Raw genomic sequence first — 26,969 nt, forward strand, 5'->3', positions numbered from 1 at the left:
CCTCACCGCTCGATCAGCGCAATGCGCTTGTTGTACCAGTTCATCAGCAGGGAAATGCTGATGCTGATCGCCAGGTACACGCTCATGGTGATGGCAATAACCTCGATGGCCTGGCCGGTCTGGTTGAGTACCGTGCCGGCAAACAGCGAAACCATTTCCGGGTAACCGATACCGGCCGCCAGTGACGAGTTTTTCGCCAGGTTCAGGTATTGGCTGGTCAGCGGCGGAATGATCACGCGCAGGGCTTGCGGGATGATCACCTTGCGCAGGGTCGGACCGTTGCGCAGCCCGAGGGAACGCGCCGCTTCGGTCTGGCCGTGGCTGACGGACTTGATGCCTGACCGCACGATCTCGGCGATAAACGCCGCGGTATACACGGTCAGGGCCAGGGTCAGCGCCAGCAACTCGGGAATCAGTACCCAGCCGCCGACGAAGTTGAAGCCTTGCAGCTTGGGCATTTCCCAGTGCAGCGGCGCGCCGAACACCAAAGCGCACAGCGCAGGGATCACCACCAACAGCGCCAGGCCGGCCCAGAACTTGTGGAACGGAACACCGGTGGCTTCAAAGCGTTTATTTGCCCAACGGGCCATCAGCACAATGGCGATGATTGCCACCACGACGCTGATCACAAACGGCCAGAAACCCTCCGCCATCAACGCGGCGGGCATGTTCAGGCCACGGCTGCTGACAAAGAACGTGTCGCCGAAGTTGTGGCTGTTGCGCGGCCCCGGCATCGTCAGGAATACCGCGAAGTACCAGAACAGGATTTGCAGCAGCGGCGGAATGTTGCGGAACACTTCCACATACACCGTGGCCAGCTTGTTGATCATCCAGTTGGGCGACAAGCGCGCCACACCGATGATGAACCCGAGGATGGTCGCCAGGACCACACCGATCACCGTCACCAGCAGGGTGTTGAGCAGACCGATCACAAAGACCCGGGCATAGCTGTCCGATTCGGTGTAGTCGATCAGGTGCTGAGCGATGCCGAAGCCGGCACTGCGCTCAAGAAAGTCGAAACCCGAGGTAATGCCCCGGTGTTGAAGGTTGGTTTGCGTGTTGTTGAACAGGTACCAGCCCAACGAGACCACCGCCACAATCGTGATGATCTGGAATAGCCACGCACGCACTTTTGGATCACTGAAGCTGAGCTTCTGTTTTGGTGCGCCGATTTGATTTTGCATTAAGTGCCCCAGAAATAATGGAACAGAACATCACCCGGCGGTTGGCCCACCGGGTGATAGAACCATCAGCGATCAGCGCACAGGTGGTGCGTATTGAATGCCACCGTTGGTCCACAGAGCGTTCAGGCCACGATCGATTTCCAGAGGCGTGCTCTTGCCGAGGTTTTTCTCGAACACTTCGCCGTAGTTACCGACCTGCTTGACGATCTGTACGACCCAGTCCTTCTTCACTTTCAGGTCTTTGCCGTATTCGCCGTCAGCACCCAGCAGACGGGCAACGTCCGGGTTCTTGGTGGACTTGGCTTCAGCTTCGACGTTTTTGGAGGTGATACCGGCTTCTTCAGCGTTGAGCATGGCGTAGCCAACCCAGCGCACGATGGCCAGCCACTCGTCGTCGCCGTTACGCACGACAGGGCCCAGTGGTTCTTTGGAAATGGTTTCCGGCAGTACCACGTAGTCTTTCGGCGAAGCCAGCTTGCTGCGCTGTGCGTAGAGCTGGGACTTGTCGGAGGTCAGTACGTCGCAACGACCGGATTCCAGCGACTTGGCGCTTTCATCGGAGGTGTCGAACGTGATCGGGGTGTACTTCAGGTTGTTGGCGCGGAAGTAGTCGGAAACGTTCAGCTCAGTGGTGGTACCGGCCTGGATGCAGATGGTTGCACCGTCCAGTTCCTTGGCGCTTTTAACGCCCAGCTTGTTGTTCACCAGGAAACCAACACCGTCGTAGTAGGTGATGAAACCCGGGAATTTCAGGCCCATGCCGGCATCGCGGGAGCTGGTCATGGTGGTGTTGCGCGACAGGATGTCGACTTCGCCAGACTGAAGCGCGGTGAAACGCTCCTTGGCATTCAACTGGCTGAATTTGACCTTGGTTGCGTCGCCGAATACGGCAGCGGCAACAGCACGGCACACGTCAGCGTCGATCCCGAGGATCTTGCCGCTGGCGTCCGGCACCGAGAAGCCCGGCAGACCGTCGCTCACGCCACACTGCACAAAGCCTTTCTTCTGTACGGCATCCAGAGTGGCGCCAGCCTGGGCGAAACCACTGACACCCAGTACGGTAGCCGCGGTCACGATGGCCAGGGTGGATTTCAATACCTTCATTCAAACCTCCAGTTTTGCTCTTGTTGTGTCGGAGCTCGAACCCCACCGCACCCTTATGAGGCGACATCGACCCGTGTTGGCTTTTTTTGGGGTCAAACAGCATGAGGTTTTTGCTTTAAGTCCAGTTGCTATCCCACAGGCGCCAGTCACTGATAGTGTTACCGCCTGGGGTGAGCCTTGACATCGGGTTTCACATAGCAAGCCCCGTACCAGACTGATGGCTGAGTCGTTTCAGCCCATGGTCAAGAGCAAAAGATTCAACCTTGCGACATTCTCTTAACAGATCAACCCGTCGCGCACCGTTCCGACGCACTCAATCGGAGCGCACGCACATTTATGGAGCAGACATGACCGAACCCTTGATTCTTCAGCCCGCCAAGCCCGCAGACGCCTGCGTAATCTGGTTGCATGGCCTGGGTGCCGATCGCTACGACTTCCTGCCCGTGGCCGAAGCCCTGCAGGAAAAACTCCTGTCGACGCGCTTTGTCCTGCCCCAGGCGCCGACACGCCCGGTGACCATCAATGGCGGCTACGAGATGCCGAGCTGGTACGACATCAAGGCCATGAGCCCGGCGCGTTCCATCAGTGTTGAAGAGCTGGAAGCCTCGGCAAAAATGGTTACCGACCTGATCAAGGAACAAAAAAGCAGCGGGATAGACGCCTCGCGGATTTTCCTTGCCGGTTTTTCCCAGGGTGGCGCCGTGGTGTTCCACACCGCGTTCCTGAAATGGCAGGGTGCTTTGGGTGGCGTGATTGCCCTTTCCACCTACGCTCCCACTTTCGGTGACGAACTCGAATTATCGGCCAGCCAGCAACGGATTCCGGTGATGTGCCTGCACGGCCAATACGACGACGTGGTGCAGAACGCCATGGGTCGCAGCGCCTATGAGCATTTGAAGTTGCGCGGTGTCACCGTCGCATGGCAGGAATACCCAATGGGCCACGAAGTGTTACCCCAGGAGATACACGATATCGGTGACTGGTTGGCCGCCCGCCTGGGCTGAAAACCACCCATTGTGTAGCCGCATGACCAACGCACTACGCCGCGCCCGATTCTTGCATTACACTGGCCGGCGTACATTCCTTAACCAATTGATGAGATGACCGTGCTCAAAGCACTCAAGAAGATGTTCGGTAAAAGCGAGGCTGAGCAGCTCGCGCCAGGTTCCAGTGCCCCCGCCCACGTTCAAGGCAGCCGCAATGACGGCCAGCAGCCTGGCCGGACCGCACCTGTAGCCTCGCCAAAAAAAGAGCCGGTGACCACACCCGCCACGGTTAACGTCGCTGAAGAGCCAGCCGCCGACCAACCACGCCAGGAGCCACGCCAGGAAAAGCCGCGCCGTGAACGCGCGCCCAAACCTGTGGTTATTCCCTGGAAACTGGAAGACTTCGCCGTCGAACCCCAGGAAGGCAAAACCCGCTTTCATGATTTCAAGCTCGCCCCGGAACTGATGCACGCCATCCAGGACCTGGGTTTCCCGTACTGCACGCCGATCCAGGCGCAAGTGCTGGGCTTCACCCTCGCCGGCAAAGACGCCATCGGTCGCGCCCAGACCGGTACCGGCAAGACCGCTGCGTTCCTGATCTCGATCATTACGCAGTTGTTGCAGACCCCACCGCCAAAAGAGCGCTACATGGGTGAACCCCGCGCACTGATCATCGCCCCGACCCGGGAGCTGGTGGTACAGATCGCCAAGGACGCCGCCGACCTGACCAAGTACACCGGCCTCAACGTGATGACGTTTGTTGGCGGGATGGACTTCGACAAGCAGCTCAAGCACCTGGAAGCGCGCCACTGCGACATCCTGGTGGCCACGCCGGGGCGCTTGCTGGACTTCAACCAGCGCGGCGACGTGCACCTGGACATGGTCGAAGTGATGGTGCTGGACGAAGCCGACCGCATGCTCGACATGGGCTTCATCCCGCAAGTGCGTCAGATCATTCGCCAGACCCCGCCGAAAAACGAGCGCCAGACCCTGCTGTTCTCCGCGACCTTCACCGAAGACGTGATGAACCTCGCCAAGCAGTGGACCACTGACCCGTCCATCGTCGAGATCGAGGCACTCAACGTTGCCAGCGAGAACGTCGAACAGCATATCTATGCCGTGGCCGGTGCCGACAAATACAAGCTGCTCTACAACCTGGTCAACGACAACGGTTGGGAGCGGGTCATGGTGTTTGCCAACCGCAAGGACGAAGTGCGCCGCATCGAAGAACGCCTGGTGCGTGATGGCGTGAATGCCGCGCAACTGTCCGGCGACGTGCCGCAGCACAAGCGCATCAAGACCCTGGAAGGTTTCCGCGAAGGCAAGATTCGCGTGCTGGTGGCCACCGACGTGGCCGGACGCGGGATTCACATCGATGGCATCAGCCACGTGATCAACTTCACCCTGCCGGAAGTGCCGGACGACTACGTGCACCGGATTGGCCGTACCGGCCGCGCGGGCGCGGCGGGCGTGTCCATCAGCTTTGCCGGTGAAGACGACTCGTATCAGTTGCCGTCGATCGAAACCTTGCTGGGCCGCAAGATCAGCTGCGAAACGCCGCCGACGCATTTGTTGCGTCCGGTGGAGCGCAAACGCCCTTAAGCTGGAAGACCTCAGGCCGAATTCCATTCGGCCAGGATGGGTTGGCGAACACGCGAGGCCTCCTGCGAAAAGGCCTCATGGAAAGTGAAGCTGCTGCCCGACATATCGACAAGGCGATGGGCCTGAGGCTGGGGTTGCGGCTGCCCCAGTGGCTGCTGCAAGTTCTCGGCATCGCCCCCGATAGGCGCTGCCGGCTGGCGCTTTCTGATCCGACCGTCGACCGAGCGGTACAGATTGACCACGCGCAAGCCAAAACGCGTCACCCCCCAGGCTTGGCTTGGCAGCGTAATGTCATTGAAGAACTTGTAAGAAGCACCGGTCAGCAACTTGCCAGCGGCCTGCAATCCGGCCCTTGCTTGGGAACTCAATAGACTGAAGCTTCGGACCGCCGGGCTTGCGGCGACTTCAACCGCCCGGGAAGCGCCCGTCGCCGCTATGCCTGCGCCCCCTAAACTGGCCGCGACACCCACCGCTGCAAAGGTCAGCGATGCCCAGTTCAGGACGTTGATTTGACTGGAGCGATCCCAGCCCATCTGATTGTCGACCGCCTCAACGCTCAGTGCGGCAATCCCCAACGTCCCACCTACCGAGGCCGCGCCTGAGGCCGCCAACAGCGCACTCTTGCCGGCAATGGTCAGTACAGCGGCTTGAGCGCTGATGGCAGCGAGCAAGCCCGCAGTTGCAAGCCCAGCGGTGACCACCGACATGCCCAGTGCAACACCGGTCAGTGCCCACCGGGCCCATGTTGGAAAACTGAAGAGGCCGCTGGGGTCCGACCAATTCACCGGGTCACCGCCACAATAGGCGTAGCTGTTGATCCCGCCCTCGTCAAAAGGACTGAGGGGATCAGGAGAGAGAAACACCATGAGTTCGGGATCATAGGCACGGCGCCCATTACCCAGGTGATAGAGGTTGACCGGTACGTCCAGCCGCTCGCCGTTGTAGGCGGGCAATTGCATTTCCATCATCGTGGGCGACACGTCATCCCGCAACTCGATCCTGGCGTCACCGTAGGGTGCGTAATGCCGGCGCACCTGGTCCGTGATCGGTGCCACCACACCGCGGACGCTGCCAGCGCCGTCAAGAACCAGTAGTTTCTGGTAATTACCACTATCTCGGTAGGCCACCACCTGGTCACCGTCGCGCACGTAACGTGCCCGCATGCTGACCTGCGCCAGCGTGTCGAGCCGATCCCCGGCATAGGCCAGCATCACGGGAGCTTCGTTGCCTCGCGCAGCAAGCACCTGGCGTGCTTCGCCGTCGTACTGGTAGCTGTACTTGTCTGTGGCGGTCTGTACAGCAGTGAGCTGGTCAAAACCGTTGTACGTGAAACCGCGACCGAAGGTGCCCTGTTGCAAATTACCGGCGGCGTCATAGCTCAGGGTCAGGTTTCGTACCGGGTTTGTATGGGTCAGGTGCGTCAGGCAGGCAGGGTCCTTACCCTGGAAAAACCGCTCGCTGCGGTCGCTACTGCCATCGATAAACGTTGTCCGCACTTCAGTCATATTATCGAGACCGTCATAACTGAAACGCTGTTCCTTGATCGCCCGATCCAATTTATCCATCGGGTATTGCGTGCCCTCGCACACATAGGATTTGAGTCGCGAATAACCATCGTAAGTGAACGTCTCGCCCGTGACCACGGCGTCATTCGCGTCTTTCAACGTGCGAGTGGCCAGCAGGCCATCGTCGTAATAGGTGCTGACAATGTTCTGCAGTAGCGCACCGTCCTGTTCCAGCTTGCGTTCCGACTCACGCCCCCATGCGTCAAAGGTCACCGAGTCGGTAAGACGCATTTGATAATTGAGGGTTCGCGCCGAAAGGCGGCCCAGACTATCGTAAGTCCGGATCATGCGGACGAAACCGGTGGTGGTCTGTTGGAGGCGTCCGAACTGGTCATATACGAGGTCACTGTGCTGCCCATCCGCCGCGGAGTGCCGCAACAGCCGCCCACCCGGCGAATAACTCGTCAGGCTAGTCAAGGGCTGGCTGCCCAGCGTCTGGACTTCCTTGGCGAGATAGCCGTTCTCGTCGTAACTCATCTCATGCTTGAGCCCGGCGGTGAGTGATTGTCGCATCGCTCCACTGATGGGGTCGTACTCAAGGTCTATCGGTGCATGCCCTGCCATCTTGACGCTCGTTAATGTCTCCAGCTCAGGATCATGACCGTACTCTTGACGATCACCGCGCGGCGAAGTCACCGCCACTGGCGCAACCTGGTTGGGCTTGTACTCCCAGGTCGTGGCTGTTGCGTTGCCACGCGCTTGGGAAATGACGCGGCCCAGGCTGTCGTATTCACGCGTGCCAAGCAGCTTGCTGTCTACGGTGAGGGTGCGCACCATTGGCTCGCTGGTGCCAAGCGCATACGTCGTCAACCGCTCACGGGGCGGCGTTCCGTCGGATGGGGTTTCCAGGCTGCGCACCACACGATCAAAAATGTCATAGGCGTATTCAGTCTTGGTCTTCCTGGCATCGATGCGCTCCGTGCAGCGGCCCAGCCCGTCATAAGTACGGGTTTCCACCACAATGCGCGCACCGCCAATGCTCACCCGCTCAACCCGTGCCGGTTGATTGTGTTCGTTGAACCAGGTTTCCAGTTGCGCGTCACCTTGCACCCCCGTCACCCGGCGGTTGAGGAGCGGGTCATATTCATCGATCAATACCCGACCATCGGGTTGAGTTACCGTCCACGGGTTGCCCCAGATGTTATAGGCGTGGCTGGTTTTCAATGTACGCGGCCCATCACCCAGATAATCCAGACGGGTTTGCTTCACGAGCCGCCCGAGTGCGTCGTACGCCCAGGAACCCAGAAGCCTGTCATTGTCCGCGATGCCATCAAGCGATTGCGCAGCAGAGAGCTGGCGTCCCATGCCATCGAAATACGTGAAGAGCACGGTGCCTTGTGCATCCGTGGTGACCAAATGGGCCATCTTGGCCCCGGCCGAAAAGTGATAGGCATAACGACGTCGGGCCATCTGGAGCGTGGCTGGCGCGGCGGTTTCCGATGTCAGCCGCCCACTGACATCGTACGTCATCGCCAGGCTGCCGACGGCATCACGTGTCATGTCGAGCAGACGCTGATTGGTCAGTGACCACGTGCGCGCGGACTCGAGCCATTGACCAGGCTCACGCCCCTTCAAGCTCCGGACTTCGGTGATCGAGTCGCCATTGAAGGTGCAGGTGAAATCGGAGACCAGAGAGAGTTTGTCGATCGTCGTCGTGGAGCTTTTCAAGCGACCATGCAGGGCGGGGTTGGCGGCCACAGAATGATAGGTATAAGACGTATGGGTGCCCCCTTCAAGGTTGATGGCAAGCGGCATGACGAAGTAGCCGCCCCCCGTTATCGAGACGTCGGTGTGGGAATGTTCAGTGGTCCGAGCCGCAGTGGTCGATCTGGCCGGGAAAAGCTTTTCCAGCTTCAGGTAACGTTGAAAGAGTCCATGGGGGTCGGCAGGGCATCTTCGGGGCTCGCCGGTCACCGGGTAATAAGTGTATTCGGTGCGTACGCCGGAGGCCTCGGTGCGGCTTAGTTCGTTGCCGAAGTCATCGGTGGTGATACTGACCACTTCCGCCCTTGGGGGTTTGCCACCCTGGGGATACAGCTCAAAGGTCTTGGTGATGCGGCTCGGAAGTTGGAGATTGGCGGGCTGATTTGGAAACTGGACGCCCCGAACTTCATTGTAGACAGTCTCGGTTTTGACCTGGCTGCCATTGGCTAGCATTAATTCCTCAGTCATCAGGTGAAAACGATTATAAGTGGCGCGGGTAGACCGCAGGGGCTTGCCATTATTATCAACGTAAGTTTCTTCCGCCCAATAAGCGTACTCGCTATCCACCCGATACAAATTATCCTGGCCCTGGCGGAATCCGCCATTCAGAGGATATCCCGTGAAGTTACGGTTGGGACTGAAGTTATAGGAGCGGACGACAGAGGGCTGCCCGCGCCCAGGGTTTTGCTCCCAGTGGGTGACGACCGGAATATACAAACGGGCATCGTATTGAAGCCCATTGGGGTTATACCGAATTATCTCCTGCCCCCCCATGGGTGTCATAACCTGCGAAATAGCCACCATTGCGTCAGGCAACCTGAGGTACTGAAACGAATAGGCCTCACTTGCGACTGGCCCGGCCAGGTCATAAGGAACCGTGACCTTGGTCAGTTGGTTGTCGATATGAGTATATTCAAATCGCGTACGGGCATAACGATTACCATCAATTAGTGTATCGGCGGTTACCAGCGATCCGGCGGAATACTTCAGCATCAACAGGTCGGTTTCTTTATCGTCAACAATGCTCTGCAATAAGTTATTACCGCCATACCGGAAGCTCAGCCGCTCGCCATTTTCGAACTGGATAGCACTGATCTTATAGGGACCGGGAATGCTGAGGGGACGTAGGATTTCGACAGTGCCATCCTTGTAAATTACGTGCAGCGTATTTTGCGCAACCCGTTTTATGGTGAGGTCCTTCAACTTATGGTCGGTAATAACAGCATTGTCCCCTACGGAGGGCAGCCCTTGGGTTAGGTATTGTTCACCGTTGAGTAGCGTAAGCTTGAAGCTGTTCGGGTCAAATTCGGTATTCGACAAGCTCCAGCCTTTACCGTAGCCACTGTTGCGGGTATCCATCATCGAGAACGCCAAGGCAATCTCTCGACTGACCTCTAACGGCCCTTTTGGGCTCAAGACTGCCAAACGAATCAGACACCCATACTGCCCGGTACGCAGGTCAACCGAACCGCCGAGGTGGGCACTGAAATTAAACGCGTTCGAATAGATGTCCATAGGTCCACCGCTTCGCACTTGGAGAGGGGATGAAATGCCTGGAACGTCAGGGTTTTGAAGTGGCGCGCAGCACCATCACATTGTAATTGTCGGTCTCGGTCAGGTAATAGTGATGCGAGCAGCCATAACTATCGACCATTGTCCAAATACTGGCCCCTTGTTGATCGGTGTTGGGGTTATCCAACCAGGCCTTGACTCGCGCAGCACGCATGATGGTATTGCGCTTGTTCGCAGGAATTGGGTCATTTCCCCCTGAAGATTTTTTCAGCAGGCTATTCATTGTGATGTTTCCAACAGTATTACCCCGTATGACACCGCCGATCTGTCTAATACCGTGCCCAATGTCCCGAGTGTAGTAAATATCAAAGTGATCCCCCTGAACAGATGAATCTTTTAATTTTACGGGATCAGTCGGAGGTATATTCTCGACAAATCTCAACCCAAGGGGGGGCGTCCAATAATAAATATCCACATCCACACCCTGCACTGAAAAGGCGTCGGTATCAGCCCAATGATCGAGCCGCTCAGCAGACAATGTATAGGGCTCTTGACACTTAACAGTGACAGATGATTGATAATTAACATTATCTCTCTCCATATTAGTTGTATATGTTTTACGTCCCACCGTAATTTTTGCCATAAACTGCTGATTACCACTTGATCTCAGATCACACCTCAGGTATCGCTTCTCATTTTCGAGCGGACCAATACCGGGCATCGGCTGAATAATAGGGTTAGAAGGGGCTGTAGCCATGCTGGGTTCCTCAAGCACCCCCGACCACCGACCCATGTTAAATTCGTTCCTTTTTGTATCACAATACCATCCGGCCGGAATTGTCGCTTCTGGGTTTGTGGAATACTCAACCACCGTGGCACTTTCAAGCTCCGTCGCCTCAAAGGCTGCCAGCTCCCATATACCTTCAGCGTTTCTCCTCTCCTTTTGGACAATTATATTGACTTGACATTGCTGTTTGCCACCCAGATACACCTCATTATTAACTACATTGCCACCATCGCGAGGAAATTCAATATCAAACGTTTTTAAACGAACATTGGGATCTTCCGCTTTCATTTCCTTCTCCTTATCCAACATAGAGAACAGTTATCATCAACGCCACATCTTGTACCGGCCTGATGCAAGTAAGCGCTTTATAGAAGGGACCGCCTACTGTTAGAAATAACAGTTTTTCCGGAATTTTCAGGTCAAAAGGAAATAGCGATTTCCTGCTTTATCGCCAGGCTGAATATAAATGTGAAAGCGGGCTTGTGGAGGAGCAAGCAAGCCTGCACATTTGGTTTCAGCATTTTCAAATCCAGGAGGAACACATGAACCAGGCCGACTACCTCATCATCGGCGGTGGCATCGCCGGCGCATCCGCCGGCTACTGGCTGTCACACCATGCCCGCGTCATCGTGCTGGAACGCGAGTCGATGCCGGGTTACCACTCCACCGGCCGTTCCGCCGCCCTGTACATCGCCGCCTATGGTACGCCCCAGGTCCGCGCGCTGACGCTGGGCAGCCGCGCCTTCTTCGATCAGCCGCCCGCAGGCTTTGCCGAACACCCCTTGCTCACCCCACGGGGCGAATTGCTGGTGGACTTGATTGGCGACCCCGGTGAGTTGCAGCGCCAGTACCTGAGTGCCAAAGCCCTTGTGCCAGAAACGCGACTGCTCGACGTCGAGGAGTCGATGTCCATGATGCCGATCCTGCGCCGGGAAAAAGTCCATGGCGGGATCTACGACCCGACCGTGTGTGACATCGATACCGATGCGCTCTATCAAGGTTACCTGCGCGGCATTCGGCGCAATGGCGGAGAAATCCACACCGACAGTGAGGTGCAGAAACTGACCCGTGACGGTCAGGGACTGTGGCAAGTGCGCACGGCCCAACAACACTTCAGCGCCCCGGTGATCATCAACGCCGCCGGCGCCTGGGCCGACCATATCGGCGAGTTGGCCGGTGCACAGAAAATCGGCCTGCAACCCAAACGTCGCAGCGCGTTCGTCTTCTCTCCACCCGCCGAGCTGAACATCCACGCATGGCCGGAGCTGGCGGCCCTCGACGGTTCGTTCTATATGAAACCCGACGCCGGCATGTTCCTCGGCTCACCGGCCAATGCCGACCCGGTGGAGCCCCACGATGTGCAACCGGAAGAGCTGGACATCGCCACGGGCATCTATCACATCGAGGAAGCCACCACCCTGAGCATCCGCCGGCCTGCGCGGACCTGGGCCGGGCTGCGCAGTTTCGTCAGCGATGGTGATCTGGTCTGCGGGTTCGATCCACAGGTGGAGGGATTATTCTGGATTGCGGCTCAGGGCGGCTACGGGATTCAGACCTCACCAGCGATGGGCCAGGCCAGTGCGGCGCTGGTGCGCGGCAAGCCTTTGCCGGATGCATTGGCGGCGTTCGGGTTGACCGAAGCGATGCTTTCTCCACACCGGCTGCACGCCTCGACCTGACCTGTGTGGCGGGGGAGCTTGCTGTGGGGAGGGAGCTCCCTCGCCACACGTTATTTCCAGCGGTCAGCGGCTGCGTGATCGCTGTCGCGCCCTTCCACCCAGCGTGGCCCTTCGCTGGTGTTTTCCTTCTTCCAGAACGGAGCCCGCGTCTTCAGGTAGTCCATCACAAAGGCGCAGGCATCGAACGCGGCCTGACGATGGGCGCTGGCCGCCGCAACAAACACGATCGGCTCACCCGGCTCCAGGGCGCCAATGCGATGCAACACTTCCAGCTTGAGCAGCGGCCAGCGTTGCTCGGCCTCCACGACGATTTTGCCGAGAGCCTTTTCAGTCATGCCCGGGTAGTGTTCGAGGAACATCCCCGCCACATCCAGGCCATCATTGAAGTCGCGCACATAGCCGACAAAACTCACCACCGCGCCTACGCCCACATTGGCCGCATGCATCGCATTGACCTCGGCGCCGGGATCAAACGCCTCGGCCTGCACCCGAATCGCCATGGTCAGCCTCCGGTCACGGGCGGGAAGAATGCCACTTCGTCGCCAGCTTGCAGCGGCTCTTCAAGGTCGCACAGTTCCTGGTTACGAGCGCACATCAGGCTGGCCTCATTGAGCACTGCGAATTCCGGGTCACCGGCCAATGCCTGGCGTACAGCGTCGACCGTCGCGAAGTCACCTTCCATCTCCAGGGAGTCCAGGCCAATCGCTTCGCTGTAGCGCGCAAAAAACAGTACGTTGATGCTCATGCCTGGTCCGCCTTGAAATGCCCGCTCTTGCCGCCGAGTTTCTCCAGCAGCCGAATGGTTTCGATGGTCATGCCACGGTCCACGGCCTTGCACATGTCGTAGATCGTCAGGGCGGCAACACTGGCCGCGGTCAACGCTTCCATCTCCACGCCGGTCTGCCCGGAGAGTTTGCAGCGGGCGACGATGCGCACCGCGTCCAGGCCATCGGCACTGAGCTCGACCTTGACCCCGGTGAGCATCAACGGGTGGCACAGGGGAATCAGATCACTGGTTTTTTTTGCGGCCTGGATCCCGGCGATACGGGCCACGGCAAACACGTCGCCCTTGGGGTGGGCGCCGTCGACAATCATTTTCAGGGTCTCGGGCAACATGCGCACCCGCGCTTCGGCCACGGCTTCACGGAACGTCACGGCTTTTTCAGTGACGTCGACCATGTGGGCGCGACCTTGGGAATCGAGATGAGTCAGCACAGGGATACTCCTGATCAGGAGCTCCGATTGTAAACCCAACGCCGATCAAATGTGGGAGCTGGCTTTTGTGGGAGTCGGGCTTGCCCGCGATGCAGGCACCTCGGTATGTCAGTTACACCGAGGTGATGCTATCGCAGGCAAGCCAGCTCCCACATTGACCGTGGTTACAGGTGAGATTCGGCGTATTCGGCCAGAATCGAGCGAGGGACACCTTGCAGCGCAATGTGCACGCCGTTCGGGAAGTCCTTGAAGCGTTCCGTCAGGTAAGTCAGCCCGGAGCTGGTCGCGGACAGGTAAGGGGTGTCGATCTGTGCCAGGTTGCCCAGGCACACCACTTTGGAACCGGCGCCGGCACGGGTGATGATGGTTTTCATCTGGTGCGGCGTGAGGTTCTGGCATTCATCGATCAAAATCAGGCTCTGCTGGAAGCTGCGACCTCGAATGTAGTTGAGGGATTTGAACTGCAACGGCACTTTGCTGAGGATGTAATCGACGCTGCCATGGGTGTTTTCGTCATCCATGTGCAAGGCTTCGAGGTTGTCGGTGATCGCCCCCAGCCACGGCTCCATTTTTTCCGCTTCGGTGCCGGGCAGGAAGCCGATTTCCTGGTCCAGGCCCTGCACGCTGCGGGTGGCGATGATGCGGCGATAGCGTTTGGTAACCATGGTCTGTTCGATGGCGGCGGCCAGGGCGAGGATAGTTTTCCCCGAACCTGCGGCGCCGGTCAGGTTGACCAGGTGGATGTCCGGATCAAGCAAGGCATACAGCGCCAGGCTCTGGTAGATATCACGCGGTTTCAGGCCCCAGGCTTCCTGGTGCAACAGGGGTTCCTGATGCAGGTCGAGGATCAGCAGCTTGTCGACCTGGATCTCTTTGATCCAGCCCACAAAACCCTGTTCGTCGATGATGAATTCGTTGATGTGCACAGCCGGCAGGTTGTCGATCAGCTGTACCTGGTGCCAGGTGCGGCCATGGTCCTGACGGGTTTCGACCTTGCTGACGCGATCCCAGAACGAGCCGGTCATGGTGTGATAACCACGAGACAGCATCGACACGTCGTCAACCAGTTGGTCGGTACTGTAGTCCTCGGCAGCGATCCCACACGCTCGTGCCTTGAGGCGCATATTGATGTCTTTGGTCACCAGCACCAGGCGCAGGTCCTTGTCGCGTGCGTGCAGGTCGATCAATTGGTTGATGATTTTGTTGTCGTTCAGATTTTCCGGCAGCAGGCTGTTGGGCTCGCTGCGCTTGCTCATCAGAATCGACAGCAAGCCCTTGGGCCCGCTTTTGCCACGCTGGATCGGTACGCCCACCTCGACGTCGTCGGGGGAGGCTTCGCCGAGGGTCTTGTCGATCAGGCGGATGGCCTGGCGGCATTCGGCGGCAACGCTGTGGTGCCCGCTTTTGAGTTTGTCGAGCTCCTCAAGCACGATCATCGGGATGGCGACGTGGTGTTCTTCGAAGTTGAGCAGTGCGTTTGGATCGTGAATCAGTACATTGGTATCAAGCACATAAAGGATTGGCTGGTCGGAAGAAGGGTTACGTCCATGATCATCCATACTCGGTCACCTTTGTGGGAGCCAGTCGACGCAATACCGCGACAGTGCTGCGCCTCGATTCGACCGTCGAACGCACTTGAGGGGCGTCAAGTGCGGTGCACACAAGAGGTGTCTTGGAAGACGCCACCTGTGTTGCAGGTTTCGGCTGTCTGTCTTCGTAATACCGCAAAACACATGACAGGAAAAAGCACTTTGACGCTTTTTTGAAGTTTATTTTTCAGGATGACGAATAGCACTAGGCGCGCCGGCATTGCACCGTTAAAGTCGGAAGTCCGCCTGTATCGAAATACCTCCCAAATTCCCCCCTGAAAAACCTCAGCCCCAACAGGGCCGGGCCTTTCGTGCTTTTTCAGCGAAACGCTTCGCGGCAATCCTGCCAGCCGAGTCCACTTTCTGCCGTGGCGTGTAAAAGCCAGGGTAAAGCGATGCGCGCCTTGTCCTGGGTGTCGTGGAAGACGATCACCCCGCGCCGCCACAACAGCATCAGTGTGAGCACGCGGTTCGCCGACTCATCAGCCTTAAGCTTGCCGGGTTCGTCTTCCGAGTCGATGTCCCACAAGGCCACTTGCAGCCCTTGTGACTGGAAAAATCCCTGGCTGTCGGACCGGCGCTGACCGTACGGCGGGCGGAACAGCGGCAGGTAGTTTTCCGGCATCAGGTTTTGCGCCAGGGAGGCGCTGCGGGTGATGGACGACTGCCAGTCGACCCAATGGCTATGGGAGCGGTACTGCCAGCCCTGGATGCCGACGCACTGGCCCTGGTACAGCGCCTGCACATCGGTGGCCGAGCTTTTCTCGACGCGGGTTTGCAGGCTGTTGCCCAGCACGAAGAAGAGGCTGTGCATTTTCTGTTTGCGCAGGTAGTCGGCGAGCCAGTCGGTATTGCCGCTGACCGGGGACGGTCCGCTGTCGAAGGTCAGCAGGAACATCCGGTCGTTGAGTTCGTCGCCGTTGCGTTCGTGGTCGCCGAAGCGCGCGATTTCGCTGCTGATCTGGGGGAACAGGGCGGCCTTGCGCAACTGTTCATCCAGGTAGCGCTCGTGGAATGCGCGGCTGGGGCCGGCCCAGCCTATATAGAAGGAGTTGTCGCTGACTTCGAATTTGGCGGCTTGTTCGCGCAGGTCGTCCATGTTTTCCACCAGGTAGCAGAAGGAGGCGTCCTGTTCGCAGCTTTGTTGGGCGAAGGTGTAGTTTTCCAGTAGCCGTTGCCAGAGTTGGCGGCGCAGGTCGTCGATCGAGGCCTGGTTGATGATCTTCAGGCCCAGGCGCTGCTTGAGGGCGGGCTCGTCGAGGGATTCGCTGGCGAGCAGGGTGTGGGCGAACATCAGGATTTCTGCGCGTGAGGCGACGTCGAACAGGGCGGGGCTGCTGAGGCGTTCGGGCCAGGTGCCGCGGTCCAGGGTCGCGACATCCACAGGGGCGGCTTGGGCGCCCAGGCAGATGAGCCAGGCTGACAGTAAAAGCGCAATTCGCACGAAGGGTCTCCCTTTCCAGAGTCGTCGGGCACTATAGCCGATCGTGTGGGGGCGCTATTGGGTTGGTGTGTATATGCGTTATTTGAGTGATGGCTTGTATTGGTTCCGCTCTTACAGCGGCTCACTTTTGAACGCTTTTGCAAAGTGACTCGCTGTAAGAGCGAAACCATAAGCCGCCGTAACCGCAGAAACGGATATGCCCCCCCAACGACCGCACAGCTATCTATCACCATCATAGGTGGAGTCAAACCGCCCTACCCCCTAGAATCCCCCCACGATTAAAGGAGACGACTTCATGCTGACGGTGATTTCCCCCGCCAAAACCCTCGATTTCGAGTCAAAGCCGGTCACCCCGCGCTTCACCCAGCCGCAATACCTCGACCACTCCCAGGAGCTGATCGAACAACTGCGCGAACTCAGCCCGGCGCAAATCAGCGAACTGATGCACGTCTCCGACAAAATCGGCGGCCTCAACGCCGCACGCTTCGGCAGCTGGACCCCCGCCTTCACCCCCGCCAACGCCAAACAAGCCCTGCTGGCATTCAAGGGCGACGTCTACACCGGCCTCAACGCCGAAACCCTCAAGGACGCCGACTTCACCTACGCCCAGGACCACCTGCGCATGCTCTCCGGCCTGTACGGCCTGCTGCGGCCGCTGGACCTGATGATGCCGTACCGCCTCGAAATGGGCACCAAACTGCCCAACGCCCGTGGCAAGGACCTGTACGCTTTCTGGGGCACCCGCATCAGCGAGTGGCTCAACGAAGCCCTGGCCGAACAAGGCGATGACGTGCTGCTCAACCTCGCGTCCAACGAGTACTTCTCGGCAGTCAAACGCCCGGCATTGAAAGCGCGGATCATCAACACCGAGTTCAAGGATCTGAAAAACGGCCAGTACAAGATCATCAGCTTCTACGCCAAGAAGGCCCGGGGCATGATGAGCCGCTTCGTGATTGAAGAACGCATCAACGACCCGGCCAGGCTCAAGGAGTTTGACGTGCAGGGTTATCGCTTCAATGCGGAGCAGTCGAAGCCGGATAACCTGGTGTTCCTGCGGGATCACGCCCCGGAATAACCTGACAACGAAGATCCAAATGTGGGAGCGGGCTTGCTCGCGAAAACGGTGGTTCAGTCGATGCCTTTATTGCCTGACACGCCGCTTTCGCGAGCAAGCCCGCTCCCACATTTTGTTTGCATTCCAATTCCGAATTCGTCATTTATTTGGCGTCAAAAATAATTCTTCAGATTCCCTAACATTTATTTCACTCGACATTCGTCAATTTTTTTCGTAGTGGCACCACTTTTTTAAAACAGTAGTGGCACAAAACTATTTACCCCTCGCAACTCCCCGCAACTACTGGCCTAAATAGCAAGTGCTATCAGAATAGTACTAGTGCCATCTTTCCTAATATTTCAAGAAATTTCCGGAAACAGGATGAGTGGACAGGAACTATGTCCTAAAGCACCGCTCATACCACCGGTAACGATTATCTCTGAAGATGTAAGAGATGACTTACGTGGCGACCAAGGGAAGTAGCAAAGTTGTCATATAACTTTGACTCAATGGTCAAATCATCAACTGATTAGTTGAAGGCGGACGCAAAGGTTTCACTACTTTCTCCGACAAGGCCAAGGCTGAGCTCACCTGTATGGGTCAGTGAGACAACCCAAGCCGTTGATATATAAGGGCTCAAAGCCCCTGTCAACGCCTTGCGGCACTGGCGCCAGGCCCTTCCCCAGGAAGGCTGGCTGCATTTCAGGGCAAGCCCCAACAATAAGGCCAAGTTGCGCACAACTTGAGTGCATTAGTTAGTCACTCGACTTTTAGTATGCCTGCACTGGATATACCGACGTTTATTCGTCGCACTTCCCAGTGCCTGGGTGACGCTTCAAAACATGAACTCCGGCCATCTAGTGGCACGATTAACAATGAGGTAAATGCGATGCGCATCAGCATATTTGGTTTGGGTTACGTCGGCGCGGTATGTGCCGGTTGCCTGTCTGCACGGGGCCATGAGGTCGTTGGCGTAGACATCTCCAAGGAAAAGATCGACCTGATCAACGCGGGTAAATCCCCCATCGTTGAACCGGGTCTGGGCGAGCTGTTAAGCCAGGGCGTTCAAACCGGCCGACTGCGCGGCACCACCAATTTCGCCGAGGCAATCCGTGATACCGACCTGTCGATGATTTGCGTCGGCACGCCGAGCAAGAAGAACGGCGACCTGGAACTCAACTACATCGAATCGGTGTGCCGCGAGATCGGTTTTGTCCTGCGTGACAAGACCTCCCGTCACACCATCGTGGTCCGCAGCACCGTGCTGCCAGGTACCGTGGCCAATGTGGTGATTCCGATTCTCGAAGACTGCTCGGGCAAGAAAGCCGGCGTCGACTTCGGCGTCGCCGTAAACCCTGAGTTCCTGCGTGAAAGCACCGCCATCGCCGACTACGACCTGCCGCCGATGACCGTCATCGGTGAATTCGACACCGCTTCCGGCGATGTTCTGCAGTCGCTGTACGAAGAACTCGACGCGCCGATCATCCGCAAGGACATCGCCGTCGCCGAGATGATCAAGTACACCTGCAACGTCTGGCATGCGACCAAAGTGACCTTCGCCAACGAGATCGGCAACATCGCCAAGGCGGTGGGTGTCGACGGTCGCGAAGTGATGGAAGTGGTCTGCCAGGACAAGACCCTCAACCTGTCCCAGTACTACATGCGCCCGGGCTTTGCCTTCGGCGGTTCCTGCCTGCCCAAGGACGTGCGCGCCCTGACATACCGCGCAGGCTCTCTGGACGTGGATGCGCCGCTGCTCAACTCGCTGATGCGCAGCAACGAGTCCCAGGTGCAAAACGCTTTCGACATCGTTTCCAGCCACGACAAACGCAAAGTCGCCCTGCTGGGCCTGAGCTTCAAGGCCGGCACCGATGACCTGCGCGAAAGCCCGCTGGTGGAACTGGCAGAAATGCTGATCGGCAAGGGTTTCGACCTGAGCATCTACGACAGCAACGTCGAATACGCTCGCGTGCACGGCGCCAACAAGGACTACATCGAAGGCAAGATCCCTCACGTGTCGTCCCTGCTCAACTCGGACTTCGACGAAGTGATCAACAACTCCGACGTGATCATCCTGGGCAACCGCGATGAGAAGTTCCGTGCCCTGGCGCACAACGCACCCCACGGCAAGCAAGTGGTCGACCTGGTGGGCTTCATGTCCAAGGCCACCAGCGTGAGCGGCCGTACCGAAGGCATTTGCTGGTAACAGCAACGGCAAGTTTCAAGCGGCAAGCGTCCTGATCCCCGGCGCTTGCTGCTTGAAGCCTCCTTCACCTGCGGAATGACGCCTATGTCCAAGTTAAAACACGTACTCCTCCAATCTGCCGGCTGGCTGTTTTTCCTGAGCCTGCTGATGGGACTCGCCCTGCTGTTGCCGGCGAGTACGTTCGACTCAGAGTCGAAGAATTTTATTTTCCTGATTGGCGCCGTCGGTATCTGGCGCTACTCGATGGGTGCTACGCATTTCTTTCGCGGCATGCTGTTCCTGTACGTGGTCTACCCGCACCTGCGGCGCAAAGTGCGCAAGCTGGGCAAGGCGGCAGACCCGTCCCACGTATTCCTGATGGTTACCAGCTTTCGGATCGACGCGCTGACCACGGCCCAGGTCTACAGCTCGGTGATCCGCGAGGCCATCGAATGTGGCTTCCCTACCACCGTGGTCTGCTCCCTGGTGGAAATGTCCGATGAGCTGCTGGTCAAGAGCCTGTGGGCCAGGATGAACCCGCCCGACCACGTCAAACTGGACTTCGTGCGCATCGCCGGTACCGGCAAGCGTGACGGCCTGGCCTTCGGTTTTCGCGCCATCTCCCGCCACCTGCCGGACGACCGTGCCGTAGTGGCCGTGATCGATGGCGACACCGTGCTCGCCGAGGGCGTAGTGCGCAAGACCGTGCCGTGGTTCCAGCTGTTCGGCAATGTCGGCGGCCTGACCACCAACGAGTTCTGCGAAGTGCGCGGCGGCTACATCATGAGCGAGTGGCACAAGCTGCGCTTCGCCCAGCGCCACATCAACATGTGCTCCATGGCCCTGTCCAAACGCGTGCTGACCATGACCGGCCGCATGTCGGTATTCCGCGCCAACGTGGTCACCGACCCGGGCTTCATTGCCGATGTGGAAAGCGACTCGCTGCAACACTGGCGCCTGGGCCGCTTCAAGTTTTTGACCGGTGACGACAAGTCCAGCTGGTTCAGCCTGATGCGCCTGGGCTACGACACCTTTTATGTGCCGGATGCCGCGATTCACACCGTGGAACACCCGCCGGAAAAGAGCTTTATCAAGGCCAGCCGCAAACTGATGTTCCGCTGGTACGGCAACAACCTGCGCCAGAACTCACGTGCCCTGGGCCTGGGTATGCGTCGCCTGGGCCTGTTCACCAGCATCGTGCTGTTTGATCAACGCGTGTCGATGTGGACCTCCCTGCTGGGGCTGACCGTGGCGATCATCGCCACCTTCAAATACGGCGGCGCGTTCATCCTCGCCTACCTGCTGTGGATCGGCATCACCCGCCTGATTCTGACCCTGCTGCTGTCGTGCTCCGGCCACAAGATCGGCCCGGCTTACCCGGTGATTCTCTATTACAACCAGATCATGGGCGCGCTGGTGAAGATCTACGTGTTCTTCCGCCTTGATCAACAGTCCTGGACCCGCCAGGACACCAAACTGACCCGCGATTTGGCCAGCTTTCAACGTTGGTTCAACACCTGGTCGTCTCGGACCATGACCTTCTCCGCCGGCAGCATTTTCGTCGCCGTGTTGCTGATGATGGTTTGACCCTGCCAAGCCTGAATTAACTAGGAACTAAACACCATGAATAGCCCAGTAAACGCCAACGTTGTCCACGAATCCGAAGCCCAGCGCCAACACGCCCGGGTCAAAATCCCGGCCAAGCTGCGCTTCTTCGGCGCCGATCAAACACCGATGGAAGTGCGGGTGATCGACCTGTCAGCCGGCGGCCTGGCCTTCAACGCCCCGCAGCAGCCGCTGAAAGTCGGCGATGTGCACAAGGGTCGCTTGCAGTTCGTGATCGACAACCTGGGCCTGGCGATGGACGTCGAGCTGCAGATTCGCTCCTACGACCGCCAGACCGGCCGCACCGGTTGCCAGTTCCAGAACCTCGATGCACAAGACATCTCCACCCTGCGCCACCTGATCACCTCGCACCTGGCCGGTGACATCGTGACCATGGGTGACGTGCTGGCAACCCTGCAACGCGACAACTTCACCAAGGCGCGCAAGGTCAAGGACGGCGGCAGCAACATGAGCGTCGGTGGCCGCCTGCGGGCGGTGACTTTCAGCCTCGGGATCTTCGTGGTGGGCCTGGCGGCATTCGGCTTCGTGGTCAAATCGGTGTACGGCATGTACTTCGTCAGCCACGCCACCTCCGGCCTGGTGAGCGTGCCCGGGATGAACGTGACCATGCCCCGCGATGGCACCGTGCAAAGCCTGATCAAAGGCGATGCGGTCGCCGCCAAAGGCGCGCCATTGGCAACCTTCAGCACCAGCATGCTCGACGTACTCAAGGGCCATCTGGACGAAGACCAGCTGCAACCGGCCAAGGTCGAAGAGCTGTTCGGCAAGCAAATGACCGGCACCCTCACCTCCCCTTGCGACTGCGTCGTGGCCCAGCAACTGGTCGCCGACGGTCAGTACGCCAGCAAGGGCGACGTGATCTTCCAACTGGTGCCACGCGGCAGCCAGGCCAACGTTGATGCACGTTTCTCCTATCGCCAGTTTGCCGACGTTCGCCCGGGCACCCGCGTGAACTTCCAGGTAGCGGATGAAGAGCAGGTACGCACCGGCACCATCGTCAGCAGCACCAGCCTGAACAGCAGCGAAATGTCCTCCGACATCCGCGTGCAGATCAAACCCGACGCCCCGCTGGACAGCACCTACGCCGGTCGCCCGGTTGAAGTGACCAGCGATCGCGGCCCGTCCCTGAACTGGCTGATCGACAAAGCCATGGCCAACGGTCTGTAAGCAGAGGACATGCCTGTGATGACTCTCTCAAAAACACCGCAATCCCTGTGGGAGCGGGCTTGCTCGCGAAAGCAGTGTGTCAGCCAACACATGCATCAACTGACAGGGCCCCTTCGCGAGCAAGCCCGCTCCCACATGGGAACTGTGGCGTTGCTGGCTGTTGCGGTCAGCCTCGCCGGTTGCGCCGGTCTGCCCGACCAACGCCTGGCCAATGAAGCGCTGAAACGTGGCGACACCGTCACTGCCCAGCAGAACTACCAGCAGCTCGCGGATTTGGGCTACAGCGAGGCCCAAGTGGGCCTGGCGGATATCCAGGTCGGCACCCGCGACCCCGAGCAAATCAAGCAGGCCGAAGCGACGTACCGCGCGGCCGCCGATACCTCGCCCCGTGCCCAGGCACGCCTGGGCCGCCTGCTGGTGGCCAAGCCCGGCGCGACCGAAGCCGAACACCATGAAGCCGAAGGCCTGCTGAAAAAAGCCTTTGCCAATGGCGAAGGCAACACCCTGATCCCGCTGGCAATGCTCTACCTGCAATACCCGCACAGTTTCCCGAACATCAACGCCCAGCAGCAGATCAGCAAATGGCGCGCCTCGGGTTACCCGGAAGCCGGTCTCGCCCAGGTGCTGCTGTATCGCACCCAGGACACCTACGACCAGCACCTGGATGAAGTGGAAAGCATCTGCAAGGCGGCGCTGAACACCACCGATATCTGCTACGTCGAGCTGGCCACGGTCTACCAGAAAAAAGCCGAGCCGGAAAAACAGGCCGACCTGCTCAAGCAGATGGAAGCCGGCTACAGCCGCGGCACCGTCACCGCCCAACGGGTCGACAGCGTGGCTCGTGTACTGGGTGATGCAAGCCTGGGCAAGACCGACGAAAAAACCGCCCAGGCCCTGCTGGAAAAAATCGCCCCCGGCTACCCGGCCTCCTGGGTCAGCCTGGCGCAACTGCTCTACGACTTCCCGGAACTGGGCGACGTCGACCAGATGATGAAGTACCTCGACAACGGCCGCGCCGCCGACCAGCCCCGCGCCGAACTGTTGCTGGGCAAGCTCTACTACGAAGGCAAGTGGGTCCCGGCTGACGCCAAGGCCGCCGAAGAACACTTCCAGAAAGCCGTCGGCCGCGAAGTCGCCGCCGACTACTACCTCGGCCAGATCTACCGCCGTGGCTACCTGGGCAAGGTCTATTCGCAAAAGGCCCTGGACCATCTGTTGACCGCTGCGCGCAACGGCCAGAACAGCGCCGACTTCGCGATTGCCCAGCTGTTTTCCCAAGGCAAGGGCACCAAGCCCGACCCGCTTAACGCCTATGTCTTCAGCCAGTTGGCCAAGGCCCAGGACACGCCGGAAGCCAACGACCTGGCGACCCAGCTCGAAGCGCCGCTGACCCCGGAACAACGCGCCGAAGGCCAACGCCTGGTGCAACAGGAACTGGCCGTGCGCGGCACCCTGGCCCAAAGCACGCTGCAATTGCACGCCCTGCAAGAAGAAGACGGCGAGGAATCCCTATGAAGCTCAACCCATTCGTCAAGGCCGGCATCGGCCTGACCTTCGCCCTGCTGTGGTCGTGCCCGACCCTGGCGGCGCTGACCGAAGCCAAGAACTTCGGCCTGGAAGTCAAAGTCACCGGCCAGTCCGAAGATGACCGCGACCTGGGCACCCAGAAAGGCGGCGACGTCAACGGCATCGGCCTTGACCTGCGCCCGTGGATCTACGGTGAAAGCGGCAACTGGAGCGCCTACGCCATGGGCCAGGCCGTGACCTCCAGCGACATCATCGAGACCGACACCCTGCAACAGTCCTCGGATGACGCCACTCAACAGACCAGCAATGACGACCGCAAGAGCAAGAAGAACTACCTGGCGATGCGCGAGTTCTGGGTCGCCTATGGCGGCTTCACGCCCTACCCCGGCGAGATCCTCAAGCTCGGTCGCCAACGCCTGCGCAATGACGACGGCCAATGGCGCGACACCAATATCGAAGCGCTGAACTGGACCTTCGACACCACCTTGCTCAAGGCCAATGTCGGCGTCGCCGAGCGCTTCAGCGAATACCGCACCGACCTCAAGGAACTGTCGCCCAAGGACAAGGACCGTCAGCACCTGTACGCCGACGCCGCCTACCAGTGGACGCCAGGCCAGTGGATCGGCCTGCGCGCTCACCACACCCATGATGACGGCAAGCTCGACTACCCGGAACCGGGCGTGGCCACCGACTCGCTGGACAAGCGCGAGAACGGCGACCTGACCTGGCTCGGCATCGAAGCCAACAGCGACGCCTACAACTGGCGCAACACCAACACCGTCAACTACTGGGCGAGCGTCACCGGCATGCAGGGCGACCGCGACACGGTCAACGCCTTGAACGCCGACGGCACCCGCCCGGCCAACGCCAAGCGCAGCGATGACGTGAATGGCTGGGCCACCGATTTGGGTGTACGCCTGCGCCTCGACCCGCAGTGGCAAGTGGGCGCCGCCTACTCCCGCGCCAGTGCCGAATACGAGCAGAACGGCCTGCAAAGCAACCGTTCAAACTGGACCGGTACCCAGTCCCGCGTCCACCGCTTCGGCGAAGCGTTTCGCGGCGAGATGAACAACATGCAGTCCATGAGCCTGTTCGGTTCGTGGCAGCTGCGCGAGGACTATGACGCAAGCCTTGTGTACCACAAGTTCTGGCGCGTCGACGGCAACAAGCCGGTGGGCAGCAACGGCATCGATGCCGTGCAGAACAACACCGATGACGTGACCGGCGCGATCCTGTCCAGCACGTCCCTGCCGCTTGAAGACGGCAAGAAAGATCTCGGCCAGGAGATGGACCTGGTGGTCACCAAGTACTTCAAGAAAGGCCTGCTGCCGGCCGGGCTCAGCCAGTCGATCGACGAGCCGTCGGCCCTGGTGCGCTTCCGTGCAGGCGTGTTCAAGCCGGGCGACGCCTATGGCAGCCAGGTCGACTCGTACATGCATCGCGCCTTTGTCGACGTGATCTGGAAGTTCTGATGGGAGCCTGCGCAATGAAGTCTCAAAGCCTGCTCGTCGCGGCCATGCTGTTGGCCAGCGCCTCGGCCTTCGCCGACAAAGCGCCGACCATCGCCAAAGAGCTGCAACAGGCCAAGACCTACACCATCTCCAGCCCGCCGACCGAGCCGCTGGAGATGGCCAAGCCTGCGCTGCCGGACGTGTCCGGCTACACCGCGGCCAATATCGCGAAAAAGATCGTGCGTACCAAGCCAGGCAAAATCAGCATCCGCCGGATGATGCAGGAAGACGCCCTGAAGGACTTCATCGGCGGCGACAACAAGATGGCCGAATGGGTAGTGCGCCAGCACGGCATTCCCCAGGCGATCTTTGTCGACGACGGCTACATGAACCTCAAGGACCTGCTGAAGAAAGTGCCCAAGCAGTACTTCAGCGAAACCTCGCCGGGGGTGTTCCTGGCCAAGTTGCCGATCGTGGTGGGCCGTAAAGGCATCCTCGAAATCGACAAGCAGACTCAAGAGCTGCGCCTGTCCCAGGAAGCCGGTTCGTTCCTGATCAACGACGGCCAGTTGTTCGTACGTGACACCAGAATCACCGGCTGGCGCGAGAAGACCAACGGCCCGGCGACCTTCCAGTCGCCCAAGGAATTCCGCCCGTTCCTGCTGGCCTGGGGCGGCACCGAGACCTACATCGCCAACAGCAAGATGGCCAGTTTCGGCTACGCCAACAGTAAGTCGTATGGCGTGAGTATTTCCCAGTACACGCCGAACATGGCCAAGGTGCTCAAGCGTCCTGAACCGACGGGCTGGATCGTCGACTCCGAGTTCTCGGACATGTGGTACGGCTTCTACTGCTACGAAACCACCGGCTTTGTGCTCAAGGGCAATATCTACAAGGACAACATCGTCTACGGCATTGACCCCCACGACCGTTCACACGGCCTGATCATCACCGACAACACCGTCTACGGCACGAAGAAGAAGCACGGCATCATCATTTCCCGGGAAGTGAACGACAGCTTCATCTTCAACAACCGCAGCTTCGACAACAAGCTCTCGGGCCTGGTGATCGACCGTAACAGCGTCAACAACCTGATCGCCGACAACGAGATCTACCGCAACCACACCGACGGCATCACCCTCTATGAGAGCGGCGATAACCTGCTGTGGGGCAACAAGGTGATCAGCAACCGTCGCCACGGCATCCGCGTGCGTAACAGCGTGAACATTCGCCTGTACGAGAACATTGCCATGGCCAACGGGCTGACCGGCGTGTACGGCCACATCAAGGATTTGACCGACACCGACCGCGACATCGCCCTCGACCCGTTCGACACCAAGGTCTCGCTGATCGTGGTCGGCGGTGAACTGGCCGCCAACGGCAGCGGGCCGCTGTCCATCGACTCGCCGTTGAGCGTCGAGCTGTACCGCGTATCGATGCTTGCGCCGACCAAATCCAGTGGCATCAGCTTCTCGGGCGTTCTTGGCGATCGCCAGGAAGAGATCCTCGACTTGCTGGTACGCCAGAAGAAAGCCGTGCTGATCGACCCTGTCGAACGCCAGACCGAAATGCAGGACTGAGGATGACC

Annotated in this window: 19 protein-coding genes; 10 read left to right on the forward strand and 9 right to left on the reverse strand. The window is 59.1% G+C overall.

Features of this window, described 5'->3' with window-relative positions; genetic code table 11:
- Positions 1-2 precede the first annotated feature (2 nt).
- The gene (locus tag HX801_RS06655) at positions 3-1,184 is read right to left on the reverse strand and encodes an amino acid ABC transporter permease (protein ID WP_003216323.1); all 1,182 of its coding nucleotides are present in this window, start codon (positions 1,182-1,184) and stop codon (positions 3-5) included.
- Positions 1,185-1,256: 72 nt separating this feature from the next.
- Complete coding sequence (locus HX801_RS06660) at positions 1,257-2,288, reverse strand: amino acid ABC transporter substrate-binding protein (RefSeq protein ID WP_003216321.1); 1,032 nt, start codon at positions 2,286-2,288, stop codon at positions 1,257-1,259.
- 347 nt (positions 2,289-2,635) lie between these two features.
- Between HX801_RS06660 and HX801_RS06665 the strand changes: the two genes are divergently transcribed.
- Together HX801_RS06665 and rhlB are read left to right on the forward strand one after the other, a co-directional pair.
- On the forward strand, positions 2,636-3,292 hold the full coding sequence (locus HX801_RS06665) for an alpha/beta hydrolase (protein WP_177021818.1): 657 nt from the start codon (positions 2,636-2,638) through the stop codon (positions 3,290-3,292).
- Between the two features lie 96 nt (positions 3,293-3,388).
- Entirely contained in the window at positions 3,389-4,876 is a 1,488-nt protein-coding gene (gene rhlB, locus HX801_RS06670) for an ATP-dependent RNA helicase RhlB (RefSeq protein WP_032899430.1), read from the forward strand.
- An 11-nt stretch (positions 4,877-4,887) separates the two neighbouring features.
- Here the strand turns inward: rhlB and HX801_RS06675 are convergent, their stop codons facing one another.
- Positions 4,888-9,660: an RHS repeat domain-containing protein gene (locus HX801_RS06675; RefSeq protein ID WP_177021819.1), complete on the reverse strand. Its 4,773-nt coding sequence runs from the start codon at positions 9,658-9,660 to the stop codon at positions 4,888-4,890.
- A gap of 46 nt (positions 9,661-9,706) precedes the next feature.
- Positions 9,707-10,732 (reverse strand): hypothetical protein, encoded by a 1,026-nt coding sequence (locus HX801_RS06680; RefSeq protein ID WP_087692829.1) that lies wholly within the window; start codon positions 10,730-10,732, stop codon positions 9,707-9,709.
- A 254-nt stretch (positions 10,733-10,986) separates the two neighbouring features.
- Between HX801_RS06680 and HX801_RS06685 the strand changes: the two genes are divergently transcribed.
- The gene (locus HX801_RS06685) at positions 10,987-12,123 is read left to right on the forward strand and encodes an FAD-binding oxidoreductase (protein WP_177021820.1); all 1,137 of its coding nucleotides are present in this window, start codon (positions 10,987-10,989) and stop codon (positions 12,121-12,123) included.
- 50 nt (positions 12,124-12,173) lie between these two features.
- On the opposite strand, the gene moaE is transcribed toward HX801_RS06685, so the two are convergent.
- The 5 genes from moaE to HX801_RS06710 form a co-directional block, all read right to left on the reverse strand.
- Positions 12,174-12,623 (reverse strand): molybdopterin synthase catalytic subunit MoaE, encoded by a 450-nt coding sequence (moaE, locus tag HX801_RS06690; RefSeq protein WP_003216307.1) that lies wholly within the window; start codon positions 12,621-12,623, stop codon positions 12,174-12,176.
- 2 nt (positions 12,624-12,625) lie between these two features.
- A complete protein-coding gene (gene moaD, locus HX801_RS06695; RefSeq protein WP_003216306.1) occupies positions 12,626-12,868 on the reverse strand; it encodes a molybdopterin converting factor subunit 1 in 243 nt (80 codons plus the stop codon).
- Positions 12,865-13,338 carry a cyclic pyranopterin monophosphate synthase MoaC gene (moaC, locus tag HX801_RS06700; RefSeq protein ID WP_008435663.1) on the reverse strand — a complete coding sequence of 158 codons (474 nt, stop codon included), beginning with the start codon at positions 13,336-13,338 and terminating at the stop codon, positions 12,865-12,867. The genes moaD and moaC overlap by 4 nt, the downstream gene beginning before the upstream one ends.
- A gap of 164 nt (positions 13,339-13,502) precedes the next feature.
- Positions 13,503-14,897, reverse strand: a complete 1,395-nt coding sequence (locus HX801_RS06705) for a PhoH family protein (protein WP_010170407.1) — start codon at positions 14,895-14,897, stop codon at positions 13,503-13,505.
- 349 nt (positions 14,898-15,246) lie between these two features.
- Complete coding sequence (locus HX801_RS06710) at positions 15,247-16,371, reverse strand: polysaccharide deacetylase family protein (protein WP_003216300.1); 1,125 nt, start codon at positions 16,369-16,371, stop codon at positions 15,247-15,249.
- A 295-nt stretch (positions 16,372-16,666) separates the two neighbouring features.
- On the opposite strand from HX801_RS06710, the gene yaaA reads away from it, so the two are divergent.
- The 7 genes from yaaA to algG all read left to right on the forward strand — a co-directional run bounded on the left by yaaA (position 16,667) and on the right by algG (position 26,961).
- Positions 16,667-17,446, forward strand: a complete 780-nt coding sequence (gene yaaA / locus HX801_RS06715) for a peroxide stress protein YaaA (protein ID WP_102606060.1) — start codon at positions 16,667-16,669, stop codon at positions 17,444-17,446.
- A gap of 868 nt (positions 17,447-18,314) precedes the next feature.
- Positions 18,315-19,631 carry a nucleotide sugar dehydrogenase gene (locus HX801_RS06720; protein ID WP_003216295.1) on the forward strand — a complete coding sequence of 439 codons (1,317 nt, stop codon included), beginning with the start codon at positions 18,315-18,317 and terminating at the stop codon, positions 19,629-19,631.
- 84 nt (positions 19,632-19,715) lie between these two features.
- Complete coding sequence (alg8, locus tag HX801_RS06725; protein ID WP_017477650.1) at positions 19,716-21,197, forward strand: mannuronan synthase; 1,482 nt, start codon at positions 19,716-19,718, stop codon at positions 21,195-21,197.
- A gap of 36 nt (positions 21,198-21,233) precedes the next feature.
- The gene (locus tag HX801_RS06730) at positions 21,234-22,403 is read left to right on the forward strand and encodes an alginate biosynthesis protein Alg44 (RefSeq protein WP_003216292.1); all 1,170 of its coding nucleotides are present in this window, start codon (positions 21,234-21,236) and stop codon (positions 22,401-22,403) included.
- 90 nt (positions 22,404-22,493) lie between these two features.
- Positions 22,494-23,918, forward strand: a complete 1,425-nt coding sequence (gene algK / locus HX801_RS06735) for an alginate biosynthesis TPR repeat lipoprotein AlgK (RefSeq protein ID WP_371316557.1) — start codon at positions 22,494-22,496, stop codon at positions 23,916-23,918.
- The gene (locus tag HX801_RS06740; protein ID WP_003216288.1) at positions 23,915-25,402 is read left to right on the forward strand and encodes an alginate export family protein; all 1,488 of its coding nucleotides are present in this window, start codon (positions 23,915-23,917) and stop codon (positions 25,400-25,402) included. Before algK ends, HX801_RS06740 begins: the two co-directional genes overlap by 4 nt.
- Positions 25,402-26,961 (forward strand): mannuronan 5-epimerase AlgG, encoded by a 1,560-nt coding sequence (gene algG / locus HX801_RS06745; RefSeq protein WP_177021821.1) that lies wholly within the window; start codon positions 25,402-25,404, stop codon positions 26,959-26,961. The genes HX801_RS06740 and algG overlap by 1 nt, the downstream gene beginning before the upstream one ends.
- Positions 26,962-26,969: the final 8 nt, after the last annotated feature.

It is taken from the genome of Pseudomonas sp. G1002 (assembly GCF_013385455.1).
GTDB lineage: Bacteria > Pseudomonadota > Gammaproteobacteria > Pseudomonadales > Pseudomonadaceae > Aquipseudomonas.